This is a genomic window from Micromonospora polyrhachis (genome assembly GCF_014203835.1).
GTDB lineage: Bacteria > Actinomycetota > Actinomycetes > Mycobacteriales > Micromonosporaceae > Micromonospora_H > Micromonospora_H polyrhachis.
The window spans coordinates 4,424,706-4,446,782 of record NZ_JACHJW010000001.1 but is presented as its reverse complement, the minus strand read 5'-3'; the positions used below and the strand labels follow the sequence as shown (position 1 = coordinate 4,446,782).

Sequence of the window (22,077 nt, the reverse complement as noted above, 5' to 3'; positions counted from 1 at the left end):
GGTGGCAATTCTGATGGTCGCCAGACAGATCGCGGAGGATCCTGCCGTGATCCGCTACGCCTACGGTCTCGACGAACGGTTTGACCGTACGTTGGTGATCGACAGACAGACCGGGGCGGCGAGCGGTGGCGCCGGCGAACTGGACACCAACGGGGCGATGATGGCGGCGAAGATCAAACGGCTGTGGCGTGCGAACGGCGAGTTCCCGAGCCGGGTCACGTTCGCCGGATGAGCGGGACCGGTCCGATGACGCCGCTACCCGCCCGGTCCCGTAACGAGGCGCAGCTCCACCTGGAACTGCTGGCCTGTCCCACATGTGGCGAGGCCGGACTGGAACTCGATCAACACGCCCTCCTGCTGATCGACGGCCAACCGATCGACTGCTACGCCGGACAGTGCGCGGGATGCGGAGTCGGCCGGGAGTTCAGGTATGCGATCGCTCCCGACGGTGAAGCCCAGCCCGAGGCGTTCGGCGGCGATACACCATCCCGACTGGTCGACGCGGGCGAGTGGCTCTGGGTGGCAGACCGGATCGTCGCCGGCCTGACGGTCTGGCTCGGCGAGGATGTCGAGGAGGACCCGACGGAGACCGCCGAGGAGTTCGCGCTCGCCTCGGCCGCCATGGACGAGGTCCTCAAGTTCGTTCCGGCCGGGGCGGCCACGCCGCCGCCCACGGCGTTCTGGACCGAACGAGGACGCGAGATGTGGGAGGAGGCACCCGAGCGGTTCGACGCGCCTCGGCTGGCGGCCGTGCGGGACGACTACCGGATGTGGGCGGAGCGCCTGGACGCGAACGGCACACTGTCCAGCACTCCGATTCCCGCCGCCGAGGCGGTCCCGGTCGCGGCACCATTCGCAGCGCAATCGCCCGAGCAGCGGCCATCGCCGGTCGTACCGACATCGACGCCAGCCGAAGCCGGTCGGACCGACGGTCTACCCGCCGCCGAAAGCAGCGATCACCTATCGGCCCGCAGCACCGAAGAAGCCATGATGTTCCTGCGGTTGAACCCGTGTGGCTGCGGCTCGAACGAATTCCCGCCATCGTCGGCCACCAGCCGGCTACCCGACGCCCACCTCACCCGGTACGAGGGCAACTGCGTCGACTGTGGACGGTCTCGCAGTTACACGTTCCGCCTGCCGGCCAATCCCGCCTCCGGTCCCGGTACCCGGTTCGGGCCGGCCGGCCGCCCCTCGACCATCATCGACCCGGGCGAGTGGCTGGCGGTGGCCCGAGGGTCGGAGGCGGAGGCGGCCCAGTCGGCAATGGACCACCCCGCCGAACGCGAGCACGTCCAGGACCTGCTCCGGCTTGCGGCCGAGGCGATCAGCGAGGTGCTGAACTTCCTGCCGCCCGGTGCCTCCGCCGTACCACCGGAGGCATCCTGGACGCCCGAGGGTCGAGCGGTCCGGAACCTGGTCGCCGACGAAGCGTTCGACGTAGTCTGGCTCTCGGCCGAACGGACCCGACTCCTCGACGCCGCCCACGCCGGGCTGGTGGGAGATCGGTTCGCCCAACCCGACAGCACCCCGGCGTCGGATCGGACCGGGGTGGCGAACGGTGACCGGACGGAGAACGGGGTGGCGGACGGCGACCGGACGGAGAACGGGGACAGACGTGCCTGACTCGGCCACCGGTGGCCGGCTGATCGGCGTACTGCTGGCCGGTCAGTCCGGGTTGGCCGCGGTGTTGCTCGCCGTTACCCGGCCCGGCCCGTGGTGGCCCGGGGTCGCGCTCTGCCTGGCCCTGCCGGCTGCGGGGCTGCTCGCCGCCGCATCCGAGAGCCGACGGCGACGCCGCTTCCCGGCACCCTCGACTGATCCCGGCTCCCGGGACGCGCCACGGCCGCCCTCCGCCCCGGCCGGGGACGTCCCTACCGGGAACGCGCCCGCCGATACCCACCTGCTCGCACTCTCCGGGCCGGTCCGGGCCCGCTCCGTGGAACGCCGAGGCGGCAGGGTCGGGGTGGCCGAGGACAGTGGAGGCTGGTTCGCGGTGGCCGAACTGGCCGAGCGCACCGATCTGCGGCCGGACGCGGCTCGACGACCGCCGGTCGCGGTCCTCCGCCGGATCTTCCAAGGTGCCGGCGATCCCTCTGCGGTCCAGGTGGTCGAGCACATCCTGCCCGGTCCCAGCGGGCTGCTACCGGACGGTGTCCCGGTCGTCGGGTCGTACCGTCAGCTCGCTGCCGGACACCCCACGGCCGCCCAACATATCTCCTGGTTGTGCGTGCGGGTCGACGCCTGCGGGGGAGCGATCGCGGCGAACCGGCGGGGCGGCGGTCCGGATGCGGCGGCATCGACTACCGCATCGGCGATGCTGCGGGCCCGCCGCATCCTCCGGTCGTCCGGTTTCACCTACCGCATCCTGGACGCCCAGGAACTGGGGTTCGTGCTCGACGCCGCCGGCTTGGTGCCCGGCTCCCCCGCAACGGTGCACGACCAGCGCGGCGCGCTTCTCGCCGACGGGTTACACCAGGTCTGCTACCTGGTCGGCGGGGAGCCGGGAGGTGAACCAGTCGGGCCGACCCTCGCCGCCGGGTCGCCCGCGGTCGCGGTGACCAGCTCGCTCACGATCGGCGGCACCTCGGACAGCAGCTACGCCCGGCAGTTGGTGCGGCTCCTCGCCTCCGCAGACCACGTCGACGCCAGCGACCGGGCCCTACGTGAGCAGGCCCGACGGACCGGACACCACGTGCGTCGGCTCGACGACCGGCACCCGGTTGCCGCGTACGCCGCGGGCCCCACCGCCGCGGCCCTTCCGCCCACTGGCGGCTACGCCACCGCCGCACTGGCCGTCGGTCTCGATCCGATCGGTGCGCCCTGGTGGCCACTCACCCCGCCCGGGGCAAGCTCGGCACGAGACCCGGCGGGGGCCGGTGCCACCACAACGTCCCAGTCCGCGGTGGGGCTGCGACTCGGCCAGGACGTGGACCAGAACCCCAGCGTCGTACGCCTCTTCCGCCGTCGCCCGACCGAGGTGGTGCTCGTCGGCGGCGACGGGATCGCGCGACTGCTCGCCGGTCGCGCGCTCGCCTGCGGCGCCCTGGTGTGCGTACGCACCGACGGAGCAGCGCAATGGCACGCGTTCGCGGCGGCGAGCGGCGTTCCGGACCGGGTACGACTGGACCTGGCACCACCGCCGGCCGGCAACCCGCAACAGCCCACGCTGATCGTGGTCGAACAGACCGACAAGCTGACCGTTTCCGATGGCCTTCGGCCGTGGCAGACCCGGCTCACCGTGCTGCCCCGGCTGACCAGCCACGACACCCGCCGGTTGGCCGGAGCGCAGTTGGTGGTGCTCGGCCGGTTGAGCACGGAGGAGGCGGAGATCGTCGCCGATGTGCTCGACATGACCGGCGACACCCCGCGAGCGTTGACCCGGTTGCCCGACGAGATGGTGGCCCTGGTCGGCGGCGGGGTGAACAGCTACGTCTGGCTGGACCTGACCGAATGGGAGCGTCGGTTCGGCGGGCCGGGAGAGACCGAGGTGGCCACGGTCGCGGCGGCCGGTGCGCCGGGCAGCGGACGATGACGGCGGGGTGGCGGCCGGACGACTACCTGATCGGGCTGCTGGATGTGGCTGCCCAGCGCCGGGACGTGGACGGCTATCTGACCGCTCTGCTGGAGACCTGTGTGGTCATGCCGGCCGATTCCGACGGGGCGAGGTGGCCGACCGTGGCGGGCCCCGACGGCTCGACCATGGTCGTGGTCTTCACCTCGGTCGACCGGCTGTGCACCGGGCCGGTCGAGATCCAGGCCCCACCGATCGTCTGGCCGGTCCTCGACCTGGTCCACCACTGGCCCGACCCACGATGGGCGCTGCTCATCGACCCGACCCTGGCCAGCCAGGTGCTGCTGGAGCCGGAGCTGATGGCCGAGTTGGCGGACCGGGCGACTAGCGAGCATCCCCTGGACGCCGCGCTACGGGCGGCTGGCGACGATCCGGCGGCGTACCTTGGCGCGCTGTTGGAATCCGATGTGGTGGTACCGACCCTGCCGACGGGGTCGCCGTCGCGTGACCTCTCCGATGCCGAGTTCGCGTGGTGGCGGGACGGAACGAGCCCGGCCGACGAGGGAATCGTGCTGTTCAGTTCGGCGGTACGGTTGCGGGCCCGACTCGGCGACGTGCCGTGGATGATCGCGCCCTTCCTCGATGTGCTGGAGTACTGGCCGGCGGGCTGCGCGGCGTTGGTAGACCCGGATCACCACAACGGTCTCCGGATCCCGGCTACGGTGTTGGACTCGCTCACCGCCCAGATCAAGGCGGCCATCCAGGCCGACACCTCGGTCGAGCCACCCGAGCGGGCCGACACCTCAGTCGAGCCACCCGAGCGGGCCAGGCCGGTCGGCTAATGGCCGAGGCCGAGACGTTCACACAGGCCACGTAGCTCGGTCCATCCGGTGCCGCGCCGGGCTCGGTCCAACATTCCGCGTACGGTCTCGGCGATCAACGGGGAGCGCATCCGCTGCGGCCCCAGCCGCTCGGCGGTGAGCAGCATCCGTAGCGCCTCCTGGTCCTTGCCGGTTCGGGCCAGCGCCCGCCCGGTGTCGGCGTAGTACGCGAACTGCCGGGACACCGAGTCGACGAGTTGTGGTTGGGTATGTCGGGCGATCTCGACGGCCCGGTCCGGATCGGCTCCGCCGGCTTCCATGGAAATGCGCCAAAGGCTGATGTTCGTCGGGCCGAACATCAGCCGTAACGCCGCCGACTCGCCGGTCCGCGCCGCAATTGCCTGCGCCTCCGCGACCGGCTCCAACGAGTCTTCCGTACGTCCCTCGACGAACAACGTGAACGCCTGGGTCATCAACAGTTGCCCGTACATCTCCGCCCCGGCCGGTGCGTTCGTGCAGTTCCTGAGGTCGTGTACTCCGCGCTCGGCCAGTTGCCGGGCGCGGGGCAGCAACCCCATGCCCAGGGCCGCGTGCACCCGCGACCAGGTGGCCAGCCCCAGCAGCACCGGATCCCCCAGCGTCTCGGCGGCCTGCCGCGTCCGTTCGGCCACCAGGCAGGCCGAGCCGGGATGACCGGCGTAGCGGACCACGAACGAGGCGGTGTCCATCGCGACGACCAGTGCCTGTAGCGCCCGGTCACGTTCCGAGCCGAAGGTAGCCCGATGCAGGCCACGGATCAGGGCGGGCAGGCGGGTGGCTGCTGAGACGTACTCGCACCGGGCCCGCAGGTCACAGACCAGGTCCAGTTCCCGCGTCAGCGCGGGGAGCGGGTCGGACGCATGGTCAGAGCCGTCCGGGCGGCAGTCCAGGTCCGCGTCGACCACGGCGCGGATCGTCTCGTAGAGCGCACCGCCGGTCTCGATCCGGTCCCGACCCACCGGATCCGCGGGCAGGCCGGTCAGGTCGGCGACCGGACATCGCAGGGCTTGGGCGATGGCCGCGAGGGTGGCCCGGCTGTCGGCGGATATCCGACCGTGTTCGATCCGTGACCAGGTCGAAGCCGCGATGCCGGCGCGGTCGGCGGCGTGCCGGATGCTCCAACCGGCCAGTTCCCGCCGGTCCCGGATGCGCTGCCCGATGACGGTGTCCACGGTGGCTCTGCGGGACATGTGCAGCCCTCCCGAGATGCCGTGGATCGCCAGATTAAGGAAATGTTGCGGCAATGCAACAGCTTTACGCAACCACTGCCTTACGTTCTGTCAATCATCGTCGCGTATCCGCTCCGGCCACAACCCCGGTGACCATCCGCGCGATGCCAGGCCGCCCTCCACGGCGCCACCAGTTCGCCGCCAGCGCAGCCGGCCTGACCATCCACGAGGTCGTCCGGTCCGGACGCGAAGGCGGCGATCACCATGACGGACAGGCACCACACCGAAGACCAGTACGACGCGGCGCGGCTGGCGATCCGCCAGCATCGGGACAACGCGCGATGCTGGCGCTGCGACCATGCCGGCTGCTGGTGGCACGACTGGGCCCGCGCCTATCTCGCCGAATACCAGCGCGGTCAGGCGGTCGTGTCCTGACGCACCAGCCGACCATCGCGCAGCTCCACCTGCTCGCCGACGAACCGGTGGCGGAACGCCCGGTCGTGCGAGACGACCACCAGCGCACCCGGATAGTCGGCCAGTGCCTCCTCCAACTCCTCGACCAGGGTGAGTGACAGGTGGTTGGTCGGCTCGTCCAGCAGCAACAGGTCCGTCTCGCTGTCCAGCAGCCGGGCCAGCGCGAGCCGGCGTCGCTGCCCGATCGACAGCGCCCCGACGGGCACCCGCAGGGTGTCCGGGGCGAACAGCCCGAACGCCAGCAGCCGGTCCCGATGCTCCTCGATGTCCCCGGGTCGCCCCTCGGCGAACGCCGCCAGCACGCTCTGCCGTGGCCGGTGGACCGGTGACTCCTGCGGCAGGTAGCCGATCCGGCCGTGCCGCCGTACCGTCCCGTGCTCCGGCGCCAGTTCACCGGCGAGCACCCGCAACAGGGTGGTCTTGCCGGCCCCGTTGGGGCCGTGGACGAGCAGCCGCTCCCCGCCGGCCACCGACAGCGTGTCGATCGCGAGCCGGTCGGCCACCTGTACGGCGGTCAACTCGACGAGCGGTCCGCCGGTGTCGCCACCGGCCAGCCGACCGGCGAACCGCAGCGGCTCGGGCGGTACCGGCACCGGTTCCTCGGTCAGCCGACGCAGGCGCTCCTGCGCGTTGCGTACCCGGCTGGAGATCGAACTCTGCACCCGCCCCTTGTCCCGGTCGTACGCCAGCTTGTTGCGGTCCTTCATCGGCCGGTCCGGCGCCACCCGGTGCGCGGTGGTGGTGGCGAAGTCCGCCAGCCGGCGGATCTCCGCCTGCCAGTCGAGGTATGCCTGCTTCCACCTGGCTCGGGCGGCGGCCTTCTCGGTCAGGTAGCCGTCGTAGCCGTTGCCGTAGCGGCTCACCGCACCGTCGGCCACCTCGACGATGGCGGTGGCCACCCGGTCCAGCAGCACCCGGTCATGCGAGACGACCACGACGGTCCCCCGGTGGGCCCGTAGCCGCTCCTCCAGCCAGGTCAACGCGGACCCGTCCAGATGGTTGGTGGGCTCGTCGAGCAGCAGCACCTCCGGGTCGGCCGCCAGCAGACAGGCCAGTGCCAGACGGGCCTGCTCACCGCCGGAGAGGCTGCCCAACCGTCGATCCCGACCGATGTGCGCCAATCCGAGCCCGTGCAACGCCTTGTCCACCCGGGCGTCGGCCTCGTAGCCGCCGCGTGCCTCGTACGCGCTGAGCAGTTCGCCGTACGCGGACAGCCGCTCGGCGGCGGCCAGGTCGGTGGTGGCCAGGTCGGCCTCCAGCTCGCGGAGTCGACGTTCGAGGGTGCGCAGTTCGGCGAGGGCACCATCGATCGCCTGCCCGACGGTGTGCTCCTCGGGTAGGTCCAGGGTCTGGGTGAGGTGCCCGATCCCGCCGTCGGCGGTGACGGTGATCTGGCCGTTCTCCGGCGCCTCGACCTCGGCGATCAGCCGGAGCAGGGTGGACTTGCCGGAGCCGTTCTCACCGACGATGCCGACGTGTTCGCCCGGTGCTACGGTCAGCGAGATCCGGTCGAGAACGAGCCGTTCCCCGTACGACATGGTGACGTCGTGGAGTGCGAGTTGGGTAGCCAAGAGCGTGTCTCCGATCGGGGTGGGTGGAACTGGTCGACGTCGACGCTCGACGGGTGCCCCATCGCTACTGCCCTCCCTGGTCAGCGACCGCATAATGCAACTACTGTTGCAATATCCTGTCGAGGATGCCAGCGATTATCAGTTGATGCAACTGGAGTTGACTTTGACCACACACGGCACCGTACGGCCCGGCGGGCGCACCGCCCGGACCCGCGCCGCCGTCCGCGAGGCCACCCTCGCCGAACTGGTCGCCCACGGCTATCAGGGGCTCACCGTGGAGGGCGTGGCAGCTCGCTCCGGCGTACACAAGACCACCCTCTACCGGCGCTGGGGCAACATCGAAGGACTGATCGCCGACGCACTGGAGCTGGCCAGCGGCGAACCGTGGCCGGTCCCCGACACCGGAACCATCGACGGTGACCTGCACGCCCTGGCCCGTGAGGTACTGACCGGCTTCACCGACCCAGAGGCCGGCCCGGTGGCCACCGCCTTCGTCGCCGCCGCCGTCCAGAACCCGGCGGCGGGTCGGGCGCTCCACGCCTTCTTCCAGGCCCGACACGAACAGTCGGCCCCGATCGTCGACCGTGCCATCGCCCGGGGCGAGCTACCCGCCGGCACCGACCCGGTCGAGGTCGTCCGGTTCGCCATCGCACCGCTGTACTACCGCCTCTTCGTCAGCGGCGAGCCGATCGACGAGACCGTCGCCGACCGGGCCGCCGCCGCCGCACTCGCCGCCGCCCGAGCCGGCGTCCTCGTAACCCCACCGTCCGAGTCGGCGTCCTCGTAACCCCACCGCCCGAGTCGACGTCCTCGTAACCCCGCCACCGGGAGACGACGACCGGTAATTCGGTGGTGATCAGACCGGGCCGCCGGGAAAGCTGGCCTTCGGGGAGGTCTCATCGCCGAACGCGGAGGAGCCAGTGGGCCACATCGAGGTAAGCGAACTGACCCACCTGCTGCCGGACGGGCGACCCCTGCTCGACGCGGTCTCCTTCCGGATCGGCGAAGGCGGCAAGGCGGCACTGGTCGGCCCGAACGGTGCCGGCAAGACCACCCTGCTCCGGCTGATCTGCGGCGACCTTCACCCCGGCTCCGGGCAGGTCCGACACGCCGGCGGGTTGGGCGTGATGCGCCAGTTCATCGGCGGCGTACGCGACGACCGGACCATCGCCGACCTGCTGCTCTCGGTCGCCCCGGACCGGATCCGGGCCAGCGCCGCCGAACTGCGCCGGGTCGAGCGCGCCCTCGCCGACGCCCCCGAGGACGAGTCGACCCAACTGGCGTACGCGCAGGCGCTCACCGACCACACCGACGCCGGCGGGTACGACATCGAGGTGGTCTGGGACAGCTGCACCACCGCCGCCCTGGCGCTCGACTTCGACCAGGCCCGGGACCGGCCGGTGAACACCCTCTCCGGGGGCGAGCAGAAACGGCTCGCACTGGAGGCGCTGCTACGCGGGCCGGACCGGATCCTGCTGCTCGACGAACCGGACAACTACCTCGACGTGCCCGGCAAGCAGTGGCTGGAGGAACAGCTGCTGGCCAGCCGCAAGACCGTACTGCTGGTCTCGCACGACCGGCAGCTCATCGCCACGGTGGCCGACCGGATCGTCACCGTCGAGTCCCGTACCGTCTGGGTGCACGGGGGTGGCTACGCGACGTACGCCCAGGCCCGTGCGGACCGCATCGACCGGCTGGACGAGCTGCGCCGCCGCTGGGAGGACGAGCACACCCGGCTCCGGCAGCTCGTGCACACCCTGCGGCAGAGCGCCACCAACAACGACTCGATGGCCTCCGCCTACCGCGCCGCCCAGTCCCGGCTGCACCGCTTCGAGGCGGCCGGGCCGCCCGAACGGCCACCGAAGGAACAGAACGTCCGGATGCGCCTGCACGGCGGCCGGACCGGCAAACGGGCGGTGCTCTGCCAGGCACTGGAGCTGACCGGGCTGATGCACCCCTTCGACACCGAGATCTGGTACGGCGAGCGGGTCGCGGTGCTCGGGGCCAACGGCTCGGGCAAGTCCACCTTCCTCGGTCTCCTCGCCCAGTTGGGCGGGGACAGGCCACCGGCGGTGGCGCATCAGGGCGAGGCCCGGCTCGGCGCACGGGTGGTCCCCGGCCACTTCGTCCAGACGCACACCCGCCCCGACCTGCACGGTCGTACGACGGCCGAGATCGTGATGAGCACACACGCGTGCACCCGGAACGAGGCGATGTCTGCGCTGGCCCGGTACGAGCTGGGGCCGGCTGGGCGGCAGCCGTTCGAGACGCTTTCCGGTGGCCAGCAGGCCCGGTTGCAGATCCTGCTGCTGGAACTCTCCGGCGCGACCCTGCTGCTGCTCGACGAGCCGACCGACAACCTCGATCTGGCCAGCGCGGAGGCGCTACAGCAGGGCCTGGCCGCATTCGAGGGGACGGTGCTCGCGGTGACCCACGACCGCTGGTTCGCCGCCGACTTCGACCGGTTCCTGATCTTCGGCGCGGACGGGCGGGTCTACGAGCACCCCGAACCGGTCTGGGACGAGCGCCGATGGGACGAGCGCCGTGTTGGAAGGCGCTAGGCGTCACACCCCCGCCGGGTAGGTCTCCAGCTCGCCGGGGACCGGGGCCGCGGGCAGCGGATTCAGCGCACTGGTCCGATCGCACCAGACGAACGCGTCGTAGCGTTGCGCCAACCGGGTCGGCACGTAGTTGCCCCACTTCTCGAACGACGGGTCGTAGACCACGCCGATCGCCCGGTGGTCGAGGGTCTCGGTGGCCCAGTCGGGCTGCTCGCCGTCGTCGAAGAGGACCAACGCCCGTTCGGGCAGCAGTCCGTGCAGTTGGTGTTCCAGGGAGCCGGAGCGGGCCGGCGGCACCACCATCGACTCCCAGGGGGCACCCCAGCGCGGTCCGGCGATCACGTTGCCCTGGTAGCTGCCGAACCCGACCAGCACGACCTCTTCGTCGCCGTACCGTTCCCGGGCCAACTGACCGATGTTGACCATCCCGTCGTCGGTCATGTCGGTGGCCCGGGCATCCCCGACGTGCGTGTTGTGCGCCCACACCACGGCCTTCGCGTCCGGGCCGTAGTAGTCCAGCAGCCGCTCCAGCGTGTCCGCCATGTGCGTGTCCCGGACGTTCCAGGACTGCGGACCACCGGCCACCATCGCCCGGTAGTAGCGCTCCGCGCCGGCGATCACCGCCGCGTTCTGCCATGCCGAGAAGCGGTCCGGCCCGTCGGCGAGCGCCTGTTCCCGGGTACGCGCCAACAGCCGCACCACCTCGTCCTCGCAGCGCGCCGAGACGAACCGGCTGGCGACGCCGTACTCCTCGATCCGTCTGCCGTACGGCTCGAAGCAGCGGTACGCCTCCTGCGCCGCCTCCAGGGTGGCCGGCTCCTCCTCACCCAGGTAGTCGAAGATCGCCTGCATCGACTCCCAGAGGCTGTAGACGTCCAGCCCGTGGAAGCCGGCCCGCACCGGCTCGGCCTGCTCCAGGTTCCAGGCGCGCAACCACATGCAGAACCGGGCGACCTCGCCGTTGGCCCACATCCAGGTCGGCCACCGGTCGTACCGCCCCAGAGCGGCCAACGGGTCCACCATGCCGCCCGGCATCGCGGTCACCGACCGGTGCACCCGGTCGCAGTCCGGCCAGTCCCCCTCGACCGCGACGAAGGAGAAGCCCTGCTCCGCGATGAGTCGCCGGGTCAGCTGCTCCCGTAGCCGGTAGTAGTCGTGCGTACCGTGGCTCGCCTCGCCCAGCATCACCACCCTGGCCGAGCCGACACGCTCCAGCAGCGGATCGAAGTCGCCCGGTCCCCCGAGCCGGTGCACCACCATGCCCTGCGGCTACCCGACCGGATCGGCGACAAACGCCACCCGAACCCGGCCGGGTGGTCAGGTGTGCGGGTGCCCGCTGCGGGTAGACCGGTCGACATGACGGTCAACGCCCTACAGGTGCAGGAGTACCTCGTCGGCCTGGACTTTCCGATCTCCAAGGAGGATCTCGTCCGGCGCGCCCAGGAGTCCGGTGCCGGTACGGCGGTCATCCAGCTCCTACGCTCCCTGCCAGCCGACCAGTTCGCCTCGCCGGCCGAGGTCGACTCCGCCCTGAGCGAGGTCGCCTGAGCACAAGGTCGCCTGAGCACAAGGTCGCCTGAGCGCAAGGCAGCTGAAGTGGCCGCCTGAGCAAGGCACCTACCCGCTACTACGGCTGATCGGTTTGACGGGCGAGTTCCAGCTCCGCCGCGTCGGCCAGCGCGTCGGTCAACCGCGCCCGGTCGGCGTCGGTCAGCTCGATGGCGCGTACCCGGGTCAGGAGCGCATCCACGGTTTCGCCGTCCGCCTGCCGAGCGGCGAGTTCCGCCCGGTAGACCAGCGCACCAACCCGGTCGACGGCGGACGCCAACGCCTCCTCCCGGGCCAAAGTCGCGTCCAGGATCCGCACCGCCTGCACAACGTCCCCTTTGGAGTCGCCGAGCACGATGGCGTTCTGCAACACCTTCGCCAGCCGGCTCTGGGGGGTGTCACCTGCGTCGACACCGGTCTCGTCCGGCACATCGTCCTCGGCCGGCGCGTCACCCGCATCCGGGGCCTGGAAAATCCGGATCCAGTTGCCGCCAGGGTCGACGACGCTGAACCCGGAGAGGCTGCCGGTGTTCTTCCGGGCGCGAGGTCGGGTCATCCGGGGGATGCCGGCGACCAGCAGCTTGCCGTACGTCGCCCGCATGCCCTCGGCGAAGGCCTGGTAGAGCGCTCCGATGTCGGGTACGGACACCAGGCAGGTCCCGTACGACTGCTCCGGGTCGAAGTCGGCCAGCCCGAAGAAGTGCAGCTCCAGATCCTCCCGCCGCAGCACGATGTACGGGTTGGGGCGGATCTGTCGATAGGTCGACTCGAACCCGAGCGCCCGGTAGAAGTCGGCTGTCTCGTCGATGGAGCGGCACGGCAGCAGGGGCACGGTCCGTTCGTCAGCCATGGTCTCTCCCGTCCGGCTGTGCGTCGTCGTCTGGCGTGTGTGCGGCGTCGATCTCCAGCTGCCGGGCGAGTTCCCGCAGGGTTCGGGTGGCAGCGTGCAACTCGTCGAGGGTCGCCCGTTCGGCGATCCGGTTGGACCACTCGGCCTGCCGCTGCTCCACATAGTCCAGCGCCACCCGGCCCCGTGCGGTGATGGTGATCAGCTTCGCGCGGCGGTGTCGCGGATTCTCCTCGAAGCTGACCAGGCCGTCCCGGGCCAGCGCGTCGGCGGTCTGTTGCACGCTCTGCCGGGTCAGGCCCATCACCCGGGCGACCTCCGACACCGTGCTCGGTTCGTGGTCGACCACGCCGAGCACCTGCCAGCGGGCACTGGTGAGGCCGGCGGGTCGGGCCAGCCCATCACCGGAGGCCAGCAGCAGACCGTTCGCGCGGAACACCTCGATGACCAGTTCGGACAGGGCCGACCCGGACGGGGTGAGCTGAGTCATGGCAGGCAGCCTGCCGCCTTGACAGGACCCTGTCAACTCATGCTGGCCAACGCCCTACGGCTCAGTCGCCGGCCCCGTTGAGATAGGCCAGCACCGCGAGCACCCGCCGATTGTCGTCATCCGACGGTGCCAGGTCGAGCTTGCCGAAGATGCTCGCGGTGTGTTTACCCACCGCACTCTCGCTCAGGAACAGTCGCTGGGCGATGGCGCTGTTGGAACGTCCCTCGGCCATCAAGCCCAGCACCTCCCGCTCCCGTGGGGTCAGCCGGGCCACCGGCTCGTTCCGGCCGGACCGAACCAGCAACTTGGCGATCACGTCCGGGTCCATCGCGGTGCCACCAGCCGCGACCCGGCGTACCGCCTCGACGAACTGTTCGGCATTGAACACCCGGTCCTTGAGCAGATAGCCGACCCCGCCCGACCCGTCGGCAAGTAACTCCCGGGCGTAGAGCTGCTCCACGTGCTGGGACAGCACCAACACCGGCAGGCCAGGCACCTCCTGTCGGGCCGCCAGCGCCGCCTGCAACCCCTCGTCGGTCTGGGTCGGCGGCAGCCGTACATCCACCACGGCGACGTCCGGACGTAGCTCGACCAGCGCCCGCAGCAGCTCCGGGCCGGTCTCCACCGCCGCGACGACGTCAAACCCGTGTACGGACAGCAGCCGGACCAAACCCTCCCTCAGGAGGTAGAGGTCTTCGGCGACGACAACACGCACGGCAACTCCAGACTGATCGCCGTCGGCCCACCCGGCGGGCTGCTCACCACGACGACGCCATCGAATGTACCCAGGCGACGTTCCACCCCCCGCAGGCCGCTGCCGGCAGCCGGATCGGCCCCACCCCGACCGTCGTCGGTCACCACGGCCCGCAGTCGGCCGTCGGCGTACCGCAGGTCGACGGTGATCCGGCTCGCCCGGGCGTGTTTCACCGCGTTGGTCAACAGCTCGCTGACCGCGAAGTAGGCGGCCGACTCGATCGGCTCCACCAGCCTGCCGGGCACCTCGACAGTCACCTCGGTCGTTATCGGCAGGTCCAGCGCCAGCGCCCGGATCGCGTCGCCGAGCCCACGCTCGGCCAGCACCGGCGGGTGGATGCCCCGAACCAGGTCACGCAGTTCGGCCAGCGCCTTCGCCGAACTCTCCCGCGCCTCGGCCAGCAGCGCCCGCGCGGCGGCCGGATCCTGATCCATCAACTGCTCCACGGCACCCAGGGTCAGTCCGACGGCCACCAGCCGGGCCTGTGCCCCGTCGTGCAGATCCCGTTCGATCCGACGCAGCTCAACGGCCTGGGCCTCGGTCGCGTCCGCCCGGGTCTCGGTGAGCCGCTGCACCCGCAGGGCGAGTTGGGCCCGCCTGGTCGGGGCCAACAGCAGCCTGGTCCAGCGGTGGTGCAGCCGCAGCATGCTCGGCGCGACCAGCACACCCAGCAGGGCCAGCGCCAGGCCGACCGGGATCGCCAGCCCGGCCACCACCGTCGGGCCGAGCCCGGACATCGCCATCGGACCGAGTCCGGCGGAGGTCGAGAAGAGCCAACTCTGCCCCGCCGCGTCCACCCCGGCCAGCCGCAGAATCCCGGGCACCGTCAGGCTGATCAGGCCGTACCAGATCAGCCCGAAGGGCAGCAGCAGCGTCGCGCCACCGACCAGTGGGTCGGTCACCAGCCACAGCATGTCCCGCCAGGTGGCGGGGTCCCGGTTCAGCCACTTCAGCCGCTGGTTGTACGCCGCCCACCGCGCCGTCTCGTAGAGGTGGTCGTCGACCTGGTAGAGCCCGTCCGGCCGCGGTGCGGGCAGTTCCGGCTCAGGCCGGTACGGCGTCTCCACCGCCACCCCGGACCACTTTCCCAGCAGTTCGCGACGGTACCCGGTCAGCCAGCGGGTCATCTCGATGATCGGTGGAAGAAGGTAGACCTGACCGACGCCGAAGCCGAGCACCATCACCAGCACGGTCAGTACGGCCAGCAGCACGCCGAGCAGGGCCAACGCGAGCAGGTAGAGCAGGCGTACCAGGACGAGCAGATGGCGACCGATCCATGCCTTCCGACACTCGGACCGGGGGGTCGAGACGGTCGGTCGCAGCAGCAACGCGGTCCACCGACCGTGGAGCGCCACCAGCGCCGGAGCGGTCGCCACGCCGACCACCGCGCCAACCAGTCCGGCCGGCACCGCCCACCAGTAGGCACCGGCCCGGGCGGCGGCGTACCAGGCACCACCGGCGGCCACGCCGAGACCACCCACGACCAGCCCCGCCGGCAGGGCCCCGAGCACCCCGCCCACCACCGTGTTGAGTGCCATCCAGGTCAGGTCGCGGTAGGTCGCCCCGTCTCCGAGCAGCCAGTCCAGGCGGGCGGAGAACGCCGGGAACCGGGGCGACCGGTAGAGCTTGTTGAGGTGTCGATACCGGCCGTCCGGTTCCGGTCGGGGTGCCGACGGTCGGGGCCGGTACGGCACGGCGACGGGTATCCCCGACCAGCGGTGGGCCAGCCGTCGGGCCAGGTTGGGTAGGTGCCGCCCCCACTCGACCGGGCGGGGCAGCAGGAAGATCAGCCCCAGCCCGAACCCGGGCACGAAGACGGCCAACTGGGCCAGGAACGCGACCGCGCCGGTCAGCGCCACCCCGGCCAGGGCCAGGCCACGTGCGACGGCGATCAGGTGATGCCGTACCCCCCTGCTCGTCATGTCGCAAGCATGCCCTGAGCTGCGGGCCCACCGTATTGTCGGCAGGGCCCGAACCGGGGTGTGGCTAGCTACACCCCGCACCCGTCGGCTCTCGCCCACGCTCGGCACCCCTACGGTCGCCGCCGGAATACCGGTCGACCGGTCAGCACAGCAACCGATTCACCCGTCATCCGGACGACGCACGAATCTGCCATCCATCCATGGGATGACATCTCTGGGCTGATGTGCGACCCGTCACGTCGTGCCTAGTTTCTCCTCATGAAGGGCAAAGACAGCACACCTGCCGTACGGTCGGCTGGCACCCGACCCAGACCTCACGCCCGGGCCGGCACCGCCACGATCGCCGCTGCCACCCTGCTCGCCGCTGGTCTCGTCGCCGGCACCACACCAGCCCAGGCCGAAACGACCGAGTCGGCCGGTGGGTACTCGGCCGAGATCCGCCGCACGTCGTACGGCGTGCCACACGTCACCGCCAGGAACTTCGCCAGCCTCGGCTTCGGTGCCGGTTACGTGCAGGCCGAGGAGAACATCTGTGTGATCGCCGAGAAGGTCGTCACCGCCGATGCCGCCCGGTCCCGGTACTTCGGTGCCACCGAGTCGAACGTGGGCAGCGACCTGTTCTTCCAGAAGGCCAAGGAGGACAAGGTCGCCGAAGGGCTCCTCGCCGGCACCCCCGACGGCGTAGCCGCGCCGTCGCGAGAGGTCCGCGACCTCGTCCGTGGCTTCGCCGCCGGCTACAACAACTACCTGCGCAAGACCGGCGTGGCAAAGCTGACCGACCCGCAGTGCCGCGACAAGCCCTGGGTACGGCAGATCAACGCGCTCGACCTCTGGCGTACCAACTGGGCCAACATGATCCGGTCAGGGACGTTGGAGTTGCTCCGTCCGCTCCTCGACACGGTTGCACCGGCACCGGGATCCGCGCCCAGCCCCACCCTGGACGCGGGCGGGCCGGGCACGAGCGCCGCCGACCCGGGCAGCGCCGACGCCGCGGAGGGCAACGCGGGCGGGCTGGGCAGCAACGCCTACGGGTTGGGCAGTGCGGCGACGGTCAGCGGCGGCGGGATGCTGCTGGCCAACCCGCACTTCCCCTGGGACGGGCCCGACCGCTTCTACCGGATCCACCTGAAGATCCCGGGCAGCTACGACGTCGAAGGGGCGTCGCTGCTCGGCGACCCGATCGTCCAAATCGGACATAACGCCTCGATGGGCTGGAGTCACACCGTCTCCACCGCCCTGCGGCACGTGTGGCACGAACTCAAGCTGGTGCCCGGCGATCCCACGTCGTACCTGGTCGACGGGAAGCCGGAGAAGATGACCCAGCGCACCGTGACGGTTCGGGTGCCGACGCCGACCGGCGGCACGGAACCCGTGACCCACACCTTCTACGACACCCGGTTCGGCCCGGTCATCGCCTCCCCCACCTTCCCTTGGACGACCAGCACCGCGTACGCGATGACGGACATCAACGCCGACAACGGCCGCGCGCTGGACGGCTGGTTGCAGCTCGGTCGGGCCAAGACGGTCCGGGCAGCGAAGACGATCCTCGACCGCTACCAGTTCCTGCCCTGGGTCAACATCGTCGCCGCGGACGCGGCCGGCGAGGCGCTCTACGGCGACCACTCGGTCGTCCCCCGGGTCACCGACGAACTCGCCGCCACCTGCATCCCGGCGCGGTTCAGAACCCGGTACGCCGAATCCGGCGAGGCAGTGCTCGACGGGTCGACGTCGGCCTGTGGGCTGGGTGCCGACCCCGACGCCGCCGTGCCCGGCATCCTCGGCCCGGCCCACCTGCCGGTGCTGATCCGGACCGACTACGTCACCAACTCCAACAACAGCCACTGGCTGGCCAACCCGGAACAGCCGCTGACCGGTTTCCCACGAATCATCGGTGACGAGCAGACGGAACGTGGCCTGCGTACCCGGCTCGGGGTGCGCCAGGTGCAGCAGCGGCTCGCCGGCACCGACGGCCTGCCGGGCACCAGGTTCACCACCGAGAACCTCTGGCAGGTCCAGTTCGGCAACCGGGTCTACGGTGGTGAACTGGTCCGCGACGACCTGGTCGCGCTCTGCACGGCGAACCCGAGCGCCACGGCGTCGAACGGTGCCACGGTCGACCTCACCGCGGCCTGCGCGGCGCTACGGGGCTGGGACCTGCGCGCCAACCTGGACAGTCGCGGTGCCCACCTGTTCAACGAGTTCAATCGCGCTCGCGGCCTCGTGTTCCGGGACCCGTTCGTGGTGACCGATCCGGTCAACACGCCCCGGGTTCTCGCCGCCGACAACCCGAGGGTGCTGACCGCGCTGGCCGACGCGGTGCAACGCCTGGCCGGCGTCCCGCTGGACGCACCGCTCGGCGAGGTACAGACCGAGCCACGGGGTGGCGAACAGATCCCGATCCACGGCGGCCCGGGCGGCTCCGGAATCTTCAACGCGATCAACAGCGGGTTGACGCCCGGGGTCGGCTACCCGAAGGTCAACTACGGTACGTCGTTCGTGATGGCAGTCGAGTTCGGCCGGCATGGTCCGTCCGGTCGGCAGATCCTGACCTACTCGCAGTCGACCAACCCGAACTCGCCCTACTACGCCGACCAGACCCGGCTCTACTCGCAGAAGGGCTGGGACACCATCAAGTACACCGAGGCACAGATCTCGGCCGACCCGAACCTACGCACCTACCGGGTACGGGGAAACCGGCACGACAACCTGGGCTGACAACCAGGCGGGTACCCCGGGGCTGGCCGTCAGCATCGGGGTACCCGGCCCGTGTGCCCGTGGCCTACCCGGGCAGGGTCACCGTACGGCCCTGGGCACGGGCGGTCTCGGCGGCGTCGAGCACGGCCACCACATCCCGGCCGAACCGGACATCACACTGCTGGTCCCGGGTGCCCGAGTCGACCTCCGCCAGCAGCTGGTCGATGGCCAGGCCGAGCGCGTCGGCCGGTCCGCCCTCCCGGGGCGGCATGCTCTTGATGCCGTTCTCGCCATAGAAGACCAGTTCACTACCGACCGCCGCAGAGGGCGCGTCCAGGGTCAGCGAGACCGTGCTGGTCGCCTGGGTGCCGTGCTTCAGCAACAGGTGGACGGTGCCCCGGGGTCCGGACACGGCGGCCACCTCGGTGACCCGGCCCAGCACCGGCAGGAGCACCGACAGGGCGTGCGGCCCCACATCCCACAGGCCACCCCGCTCCCGACGCCACGACGAACCGGCGTACGGGCTGCCCGACTCGAAGATCGACGCGAACATGATGGCCCGGGCACCCTGCCACCCGCCGGCCGCCGCCGTGGCGGCGACGAAGCTGGCGATGTTCGGGTGGAACCGGTTGGTGAAGAAGACCAGGGACGCCACGCCGGTCTGCCCGACGGCTGCCACCACCCGGTCGGCGTCCGACGTGCTCAGTGCCAGCGGCTTGTCGAGCAGCAGGTGCCGGCCAGCAGCAGCAGCCCGTACGGCCACCGTCGCCTGTACGTCCGGTGGCAGGGCCACGGCCACCGCGTCGACCGCCCCGATCAGGGCGTCGACGTCGTCGAAGGCGGGTACGTCGTACTGCTGGGCCAACGCGGCGGCCTTGGCCGGGTCACGTCCCCACACTCCGGCGAGTTCCGCCCCGGGGTGTGCCGCCAGCGCCGTGGCGTGTGTCTTGGCCGCCCAGTGACCAGTCCCAAACAGTCCGAACCGAAGCAAGGAAGGGCCCCTTCTTATCGTCTTCTGCCTTGGAAGGGTCCCTTCCTAACACATCGGGACCCGCTAGCCTGACCGTTTCCGGGAACGGGACGGTCGCCGACGTACGGCGTACCGCTCGGCGGTGAGCAACGCCTCGTGTGCCTCCACCGCCGCCACAGCCGCCTCGTCCACCAGCGCCTGGGCCGCCACCTCGGCCACCCGTGCCGCCTGGTCGGCCCGCCGTACCTCCGCTGCGGCCTGGTCGTGCACCCGTCGCGCCGCCACCTGTTGCAGGCGCTGCCGCTCGGCAGCCTGCTCCCGCTCCCGCTGTGTCGGATCCCGATCGCCGGCCCGCTGCCACACCTCGCGCATCTCCCGCACCGAGATGTCCCCCCGCCGGTACGCCGACAGGGCGGCCCGGGACACCACCCGCTCCTGCTCGGTGTCGGCACCGTCCGCACCGTCACCGGCCCGCCGACCGGCCTGCGCGGCGCGCAACGCCTCCTCGTACGCCTTCTCGGTCGCTTCCTGGGCGGCCCAGGCCTCGTCGCGGAGACGCTCGGTGGCGGCCACCTCCTCCCGGGCCTCGACCGCGATGGCGACCGCCCGCCCGGCCTCTGCCTGGGCCTCGGCGGAATGGGTGGCCAACTCCTCGGCCTCGGCCCGCAACTGGTCCGGGTCGGGTCGTGCCGCGCGTTGCCGATCGGTCAGTAGGGCGAGCGCGAGCAGCGACAACATGCCCAGCACGCCGAGAATCAACATTGCCCATATCCCTGTCGCGTCCACGCCTCTCGACTCCCCAGGCTGCGCGTCCGACAAACAACTCGATGATAGGCATCTATTGATGCGATGGGGAGGGTGCCGCCGAGCGCCGAAGGAGCTGGCGGCGTCGGCAGCCGACGACATCGGCGTTAGTAGGCTGTGCCGGTGACCGACCCAACGACCGGGGACCTCCGGTGACCAGCGCAACCGTCAGCGCAACCGAGGCGGCAACCACGGCGACAGCCGGTACGCCGGTGGACGGGATACTGGCGACGGTGGCCATCGCGCTGTCACTCGTACTCGCCGTATGGAGCCTGATCGCAACGGTGCGTGACCGCGCGCCGGACCGTTCCCACCTGATCGGCCTGGCGGTGGTCGAGTTGTCGCTGCTCGCGTTGACCGCCGCCGCGCTGGTGGCGATCTTCGGAGGTGACCGGCCCCACGAGGCGGCCACCTTCGCCGGCTACCTGGTCACCCTGGTCTGTCTGCCGCCGCTGGCCGCGGTGCTGGCCCGGATGGAACCGACTCGTTGGGGCTCGGCCATCATCACCGTCATCTGCCTGGTCAATCCGGTCCTGATCGTCCGGCTCCAGCAGACCTGGGAGGTCGTCGGTGGTTGACGCCCCAACCCGGTCGACCAACCGGGGGCCCGGCCGGCTGCTGGTCGCGGTCTACCTGCTCTTCGCCATCGCCGCCACCTGCCGGGCCGGGGTACAGACGATCCTCCGCTTCGACGAGGCCCCGCTCGCCTACCTGCTCTCCGCCCTGGCTGCGGTGATCTACATCGTCGCCACCGTCGGACTGGCCCGGGACAGCGCCGGCGGACGCCGCACCGCCCTGGTCTGCTGCGCCGTCGAACTCGCCGGAGTGCTCGTCGTCGGCACCATCAGCCTGCTCAAGCCCGCGCTCTTCCCCGATGACACCGTCTGGTCGGGGTTCGGCTCAGGGTACGGCTATGTGCCGCTGGTGCTGCCGATCCTCGGTCTGCTCTGGCTGTTGCGCACCAGCCGCCCCCCGGCGACGCAGAGCTGACGGAGCGCAGAACCGACGAGACCCGCGACCGTCAATCGCACCGGCCCGGACCGGTCAGTCGCAGGGACCGCCGGCGACGTAGATCACCTGACCGGAGACGAACGAAGCACCCTCGCTGGCCAGGAAGGACACGGTGTGCGCGATGTCCTCCGGCCGACCAATCCGGCGGACCGGAGTCTGGGCGGCGATCCGCTCCTGGAAGTCGTCGAAATCGACGCCGATACGCGCGGCGGTCGCGGCCGTCATGTCGGTGGCGATGAAGCCGGGTGCCACCGCGTTGACGGTGATCCCGAACTGACCCAGCTCGATGGCGAGCGTCTTGGTGAACCCCTGGAGCCCGGCCTTGGCCGCCGCATAGTTCGCCTGCCCCCGGTTGCCCAACGCGGAGGTGCTGGACAGGTTGACGATCCGTCCCCAGCGCTGGTCGACCATGTGCTTCTGCGCCGCCTGGCTGAACAGGAACGCACCCCGCAGGTGCACTCCCAGCACGGTGTCCCAGTCGGCATCGGTCATCTTGAACAACAGGTTGTCCCGGAGCACCCCGGCGTTGTTGACCAGCACCGACGGCGCACCCAGTTCGGCGGCGACCCGGTCGACGGCCGCCTGCACCTGCGCCCGGTCGGCGACGTCGGCCGCGATCGCGAGCGCCCGACCGCCCGCCGCGCTGATCGCGTCCACGGTGCTCTGCGCGGCCACCTCGTCGAGGTCGACCACGGCCACCGCCAGACCGTCGGCGGCCAGCCGCAGTGCGGTAGCCGCGCCGATCCCCCGGGCGGCACCGGTGACGATGGCAACTCGGGACTGCTCCGACATGGCGACCTCCGACAACTCACGGCGACGGTCGGAGGAGCTTAACCCAGGGGTACGCCCGTCCGCCGTCACCCGAGGACGACGCCGACCTGCCCGCTGCCC

General features: G+C 70.9%; 21 protein-coding genes. 11 read left to right on the top strand and 10 right to left on the bottom strand.

Going from position 1 to position 22,077, the window contains the following annotated elements; all coding sequences use genetic code 11:
• Position 1: 1 nt before the first annotated feature.
• The 4 genes from FHR38_RS19570 to FHR38_RS19555 are packed head-to-tail and all read left to right on the top strand — an operon-like array spanning position 2 to position 4,353.
• Complete coding sequence (locus tag FHR38_RS19570; RefSeq protein ID WP_184536039.1) at positions 2-232, top strand: hypothetical protein; 231 nt, start codon at positions 2-4, stop codon at positions 230-232.
• Positions 229-1,623, top strand: a complete 1,395-nt coding sequence (locus tag FHR38_RS19565) for a hypothetical protein (protein ID WP_184536038.1) — start codon at positions 229-231, stop codon at positions 1,621-1,623. The genes FHR38_RS19570 and FHR38_RS19565 overlap by 4 nt, the downstream gene beginning before the upstream one ends.
• Positions 1,616-3,532 (top strand): type VII secretion protein EccE, encoded by a 1,917-nt coding sequence (locus FHR38_RS19560; RefSeq protein ID WP_184536037.1) that lies wholly within the window; start codon positions 1,616-1,618, stop codon positions 3,530-3,532. Before FHR38_RS19565 ends, FHR38_RS19560 begins: the two co-directional genes overlap by 8 nt.
• The gene (locus FHR38_RS19555; RefSeq protein ID WP_184536036.1) at positions 3,529-4,353 is read left to right on the top strand and encodes an SseB family protein; all 825 of its coding nucleotides are present in this window, start codon (positions 3,529-3,531) and stop codon (positions 4,351-4,353) included. Before FHR38_RS19560 ends, FHR38_RS19555 begins: the two co-directional genes overlap by 4 nt.
• On the opposite strand, the gene FHR38_RS19550 is transcribed toward FHR38_RS19555, so the two are convergent.
• On the bottom strand, positions 4,350-5,561 hold the full coding sequence (locus FHR38_RS19550; protein WP_184536035.1) for a helix-turn-helix domain-containing protein: 1,212 nt from the start codon (positions 5,559-5,561) through the stop codon (positions 4,350-4,352). The two genes, FHR38_RS19555 and FHR38_RS19550, sit on opposite strands and share 4 nt — an antisense overlap.
• Positions 5,562-5,804: 243 nt before the next feature.
• Here FHR38_RS19550 and FHR38_RS19545 point away from each other — a divergent pair, with 243 nt between their 5' ends.
• Complete coding sequence (locus tag FHR38_RS19545) at positions 5,805-5,975, top strand: hypothetical protein (RefSeq protein ID WP_184536034.1); 171 nt, start codon at positions 5,805-5,807, stop codon at positions 5,973-5,975.
• On the opposite strand, the gene abc-f is transcribed toward FHR38_RS19545, so the two are convergent.
• The gene (gene abc-f / locus FHR38_RS19540; RefSeq protein ID WP_221449088.1) at positions 5,957-7,585 is read right to left on the bottom strand and encodes a ribosomal protection-like ABC-F family protein; all 1,629 of its coding nucleotides are present in this window, start codon (positions 7,583-7,585) and stop codon (positions 5,957-5,959) included. The genes FHR38_RS19545 and abc-f overlap by 19 nt on opposite strands.
• A gap of 145 nt (positions 7,586-7,730) precedes the next feature.
• On the opposite strand from abc-f, the gene FHR38_RS19535 reads away from it, so the two are divergent.
• Positions 7,731-8,372, top strand: coding sequence for a TetR/AcrR family transcriptional regulator (locus FHR38_RS19535; RefSeq protein ID WP_184536032.1), 642 nt, complete (start codon positions 7,731-7,733; stop codon positions 8,370-8,372).
• A 133-nt stretch (positions 8,373-8,505) separates the two neighbouring features.
• On the top strand, positions 8,506-10,146 hold the full coding sequence (locus FHR38_RS19530) for an ABC-F family ATP-binding cassette domain-containing protein (RefSeq protein WP_184536031.1): 1,641 nt from the start codon (positions 8,506-8,508) through the stop codon (positions 10,144-10,146).
• Between the two features lie 3 nt (positions 10,147-10,149).
• Here FHR38_RS19530 and FHR38_RS19525 read toward each other — a convergent pair whose 3' ends face one another.
• The gene (locus tag FHR38_RS19525) at positions 10,150-11,406 is read right to left on the bottom strand and encodes an erythromycin esterase family protein (protein ID WP_184536030.1); all 1,257 of its coding nucleotides are present in this window, start codon (positions 11,404-11,406) and stop codon (positions 10,150-10,152) included.
• 96 nt (positions 11,407-11,502) lie between these two features.
• On the opposite strand from FHR38_RS19525, the gene FHR38_RS19520 reads away from it, so the two are divergent.
• Entirely contained in the window at positions 11,503-11,694 is a 192-nt protein-coding gene (locus FHR38_RS19520) for a DUF2795 domain-containing protein (protein ID WP_184536029.1), read from the top strand.
• A 79-nt stretch (positions 11,695-11,773) separates the two neighbouring features.
• Here the strand turns inward: FHR38_RS19520 and FHR38_RS19515 are convergent, their stop codons facing one another.
• The 4 genes from FHR38_RS19515 to FHR38_RS19500 all read right to left on the bottom strand — a co-directional run bounded on the left by FHR38_RS19515 (position 11,774) and on the right by FHR38_RS19500 (position 15,707).
• Positions 11,774-12,544 (bottom strand): bleomycin resistance protein, encoded by a 771-nt coding sequence (locus tag FHR38_RS19515; protein WP_184536028.1) that lies wholly within the window; start codon positions 12,542-12,544, stop codon positions 11,774-11,776.
• Positions 12,537-13,031, bottom strand: a complete 495-nt coding sequence (locus FHR38_RS19510) for a MarR family winged helix-turn-helix transcriptional regulator (RefSeq protein ID WP_184536027.1) — start codon at positions 13,029-13,031, stop codon at positions 12,537-12,539. Before FHR38_RS19510 ends, FHR38_RS19515 begins: the two co-directional genes overlap by 8 nt.
• Positions 13,032-13,092: 61 nt before the next feature.
• A complete protein-coding gene (locus tag FHR38_RS19505) occupies positions 13,093-13,746 on the bottom strand; it encodes a response regulator transcription factor (RefSeq protein WP_184536026.1) in 654 nt (217 codons plus the stop codon).
• Positions 13,710-15,707, bottom strand: coding sequence for a sensor histidine kinase (locus tag FHR38_RS19500; protein WP_184536025.1), 1,998 nt, complete (start codon positions 15,705-15,707; stop codon positions 13,710-13,712). Before FHR38_RS19500 ends, FHR38_RS19505 begins: the two co-directional genes overlap by 37 nt.
• A gap of 258 nt (positions 15,708-15,965) precedes the next feature.
• Here FHR38_RS19500 and FHR38_RS19495 point away from each other — a divergent pair, with 258 nt between their 5' ends.
• Entirely contained in the window at positions 15,966-18,422 is a 2,457-nt protein-coding gene (locus FHR38_RS19495; protein ID WP_184536024.1) for an acylase, read from the top strand.
• 64 nt (positions 18,423-18,486) lie between these two features.
• On the opposite strand, the gene FHR38_RS19490 is transcribed toward FHR38_RS19495, so the two are convergent.
• Complete coding sequence (locus FHR38_RS19490; protein WP_184536023.1) at positions 18,487-19,392, bottom strand: Gfo/Idh/MocA family protein; 906 nt, start codon at positions 19,390-19,392, stop codon at positions 18,487-18,489.
• A 63-nt stretch (positions 19,393-19,455) separates the two neighbouring features.
• Positions 19,456-20,133, bottom strand: coding sequence for a hypothetical protein (locus FHR38_RS19485; protein WP_184536022.1), 678 nt, complete (start codon positions 20,131-20,133; stop codon positions 19,456-19,458).
• 194 nt (positions 20,134-20,327) lie between these two features.
• On the opposite strand from FHR38_RS19485, the gene FHR38_RS19480 reads away from it, so the two are divergent.
• Positions 20,328-20,753 carry a hypothetical protein gene (locus tag FHR38_RS19480; RefSeq protein ID WP_184536021.1) on the top strand — a complete coding sequence of 142 codons (426 nt, stop codon included), beginning with the start codon at positions 20,328-20,330 and terminating at the stop codon, positions 20,751-20,753.
• Positions 20,746-21,165, top strand: a complete 420-nt coding sequence (locus tag FHR38_RS19475) for a hypothetical protein (protein WP_184536020.1) — start codon at positions 20,746-20,748, stop codon at positions 21,163-21,165. Before FHR38_RS19480 ends, FHR38_RS19475 begins: the two co-directional genes overlap by 8 nt.
• A 54-nt stretch (positions 21,166-21,219) precedes the next feature.
• Here the strand turns inward: FHR38_RS19475 and fabG are convergent, their stop codons facing one another.
• Entirely contained in the window at positions 21,220-21,978 is a 759-nt protein-coding gene (gene fabG / locus FHR38_RS19470) for a 3-oxoacyl-ACP reductase FabG (RefSeq protein WP_184536019.1), read from the bottom strand.
• Positions 21,979-22,077 lie beyond the last annotated feature (99 nt).

Excerpts from the sequence above, each read along its gene's own strand:
- FHR38_RS19525 (WP_184536030.1), bottom strand. The coding sequence starts at position 11,406 with ATGGTGGTGCACCGGCTCGGGGGACCGGGCGACTTCGATCCGCTGCTG.
- FHR38_RS19485 (WP_184536022.1), bottom strand. The coding sequence starts at position 20,133 with ATGTTGATTCTCGGCGTGCTGGGCATGTTGTCGCTGCTCGCGCTCGCC.
- FHR38_RS19535 (WP_184536032.1), top strand. The coding sequence starts at position 7,731 with ATGCAACTGGAGTTGACTTTGACCACACACGGCACCGTACGGCCCGGC.
- FHR38_RS19565 (WP_184536038.1), top strand. The coding sequence starts at position 229 with ATGAGCGGGACCGGTCCGATGACGCCGCTACCCGCCCGGTCCCGTAAC.
- FHR38_RS19555 (WP_184536036.1), top strand. The coding sequence starts at position 3,529 with ATGACGGCGGGGTGGCGGCCGGACGACTACCTGATCGGGCTGCTGGAT.
- FHR38_RS19520 (WP_184536029.1), top strand. The coding sequence starts at position 11,503 with ATGACGGTCAACGCCCTACAGGTGCAGGAGTACCTCGTCGGCCTGGAC.
- FHR38_RS19500 (WP_184536025.1), bottom strand. The coding sequence starts at position 15,707 with ATGACGAGCAGGGGGGTACGGCATCACCTGATCGCCGTCGCACGTGGC.
- FHR38_RS19495 (WP_184536024.1), top strand. The coding sequence starts at position 15,966 with ATGAAGGGCAAAGACAGCACACCTGCCGTACGGTCGGCTGGCACCCGA.
- FHR38_RS19510 (WP_184536027.1), bottom strand. The coding sequence starts at position 13,031 with ATGACTCAGCTCACCCCGTCCGGGTCGGCCCTGTCCGAACTGGTCATC.
- fabG (WP_184536019.1), bottom strand. The coding sequence starts at position 21,978 with ATGTCGGAGCAGTCCCGAGTTGCCATCGTCACCGGTGCCGCCCGGGGG.
- FHR38_RS19515 (WP_184536028.1), bottom strand. The coding sequence starts at position 12,544 with ATGGCTGACGAACGGACCGTGCCCCTGCTGCCGTGCCGCTCCATCGAC.
- FHR38_RS19545 (WP_184536034.1), top strand. The coding sequence starts at position 5,805 with ATGACGGACAGGCACCACACCGAAGACCAGTACGACGCGGCGCGGCTG.
- FHR38_RS19550 (WP_184536035.1), bottom strand. The coding sequence starts at position 5,561 with ATGTCCCGCAGAGCCACCGTGGACACCGTCATCGGGCAGCGCATCCGG.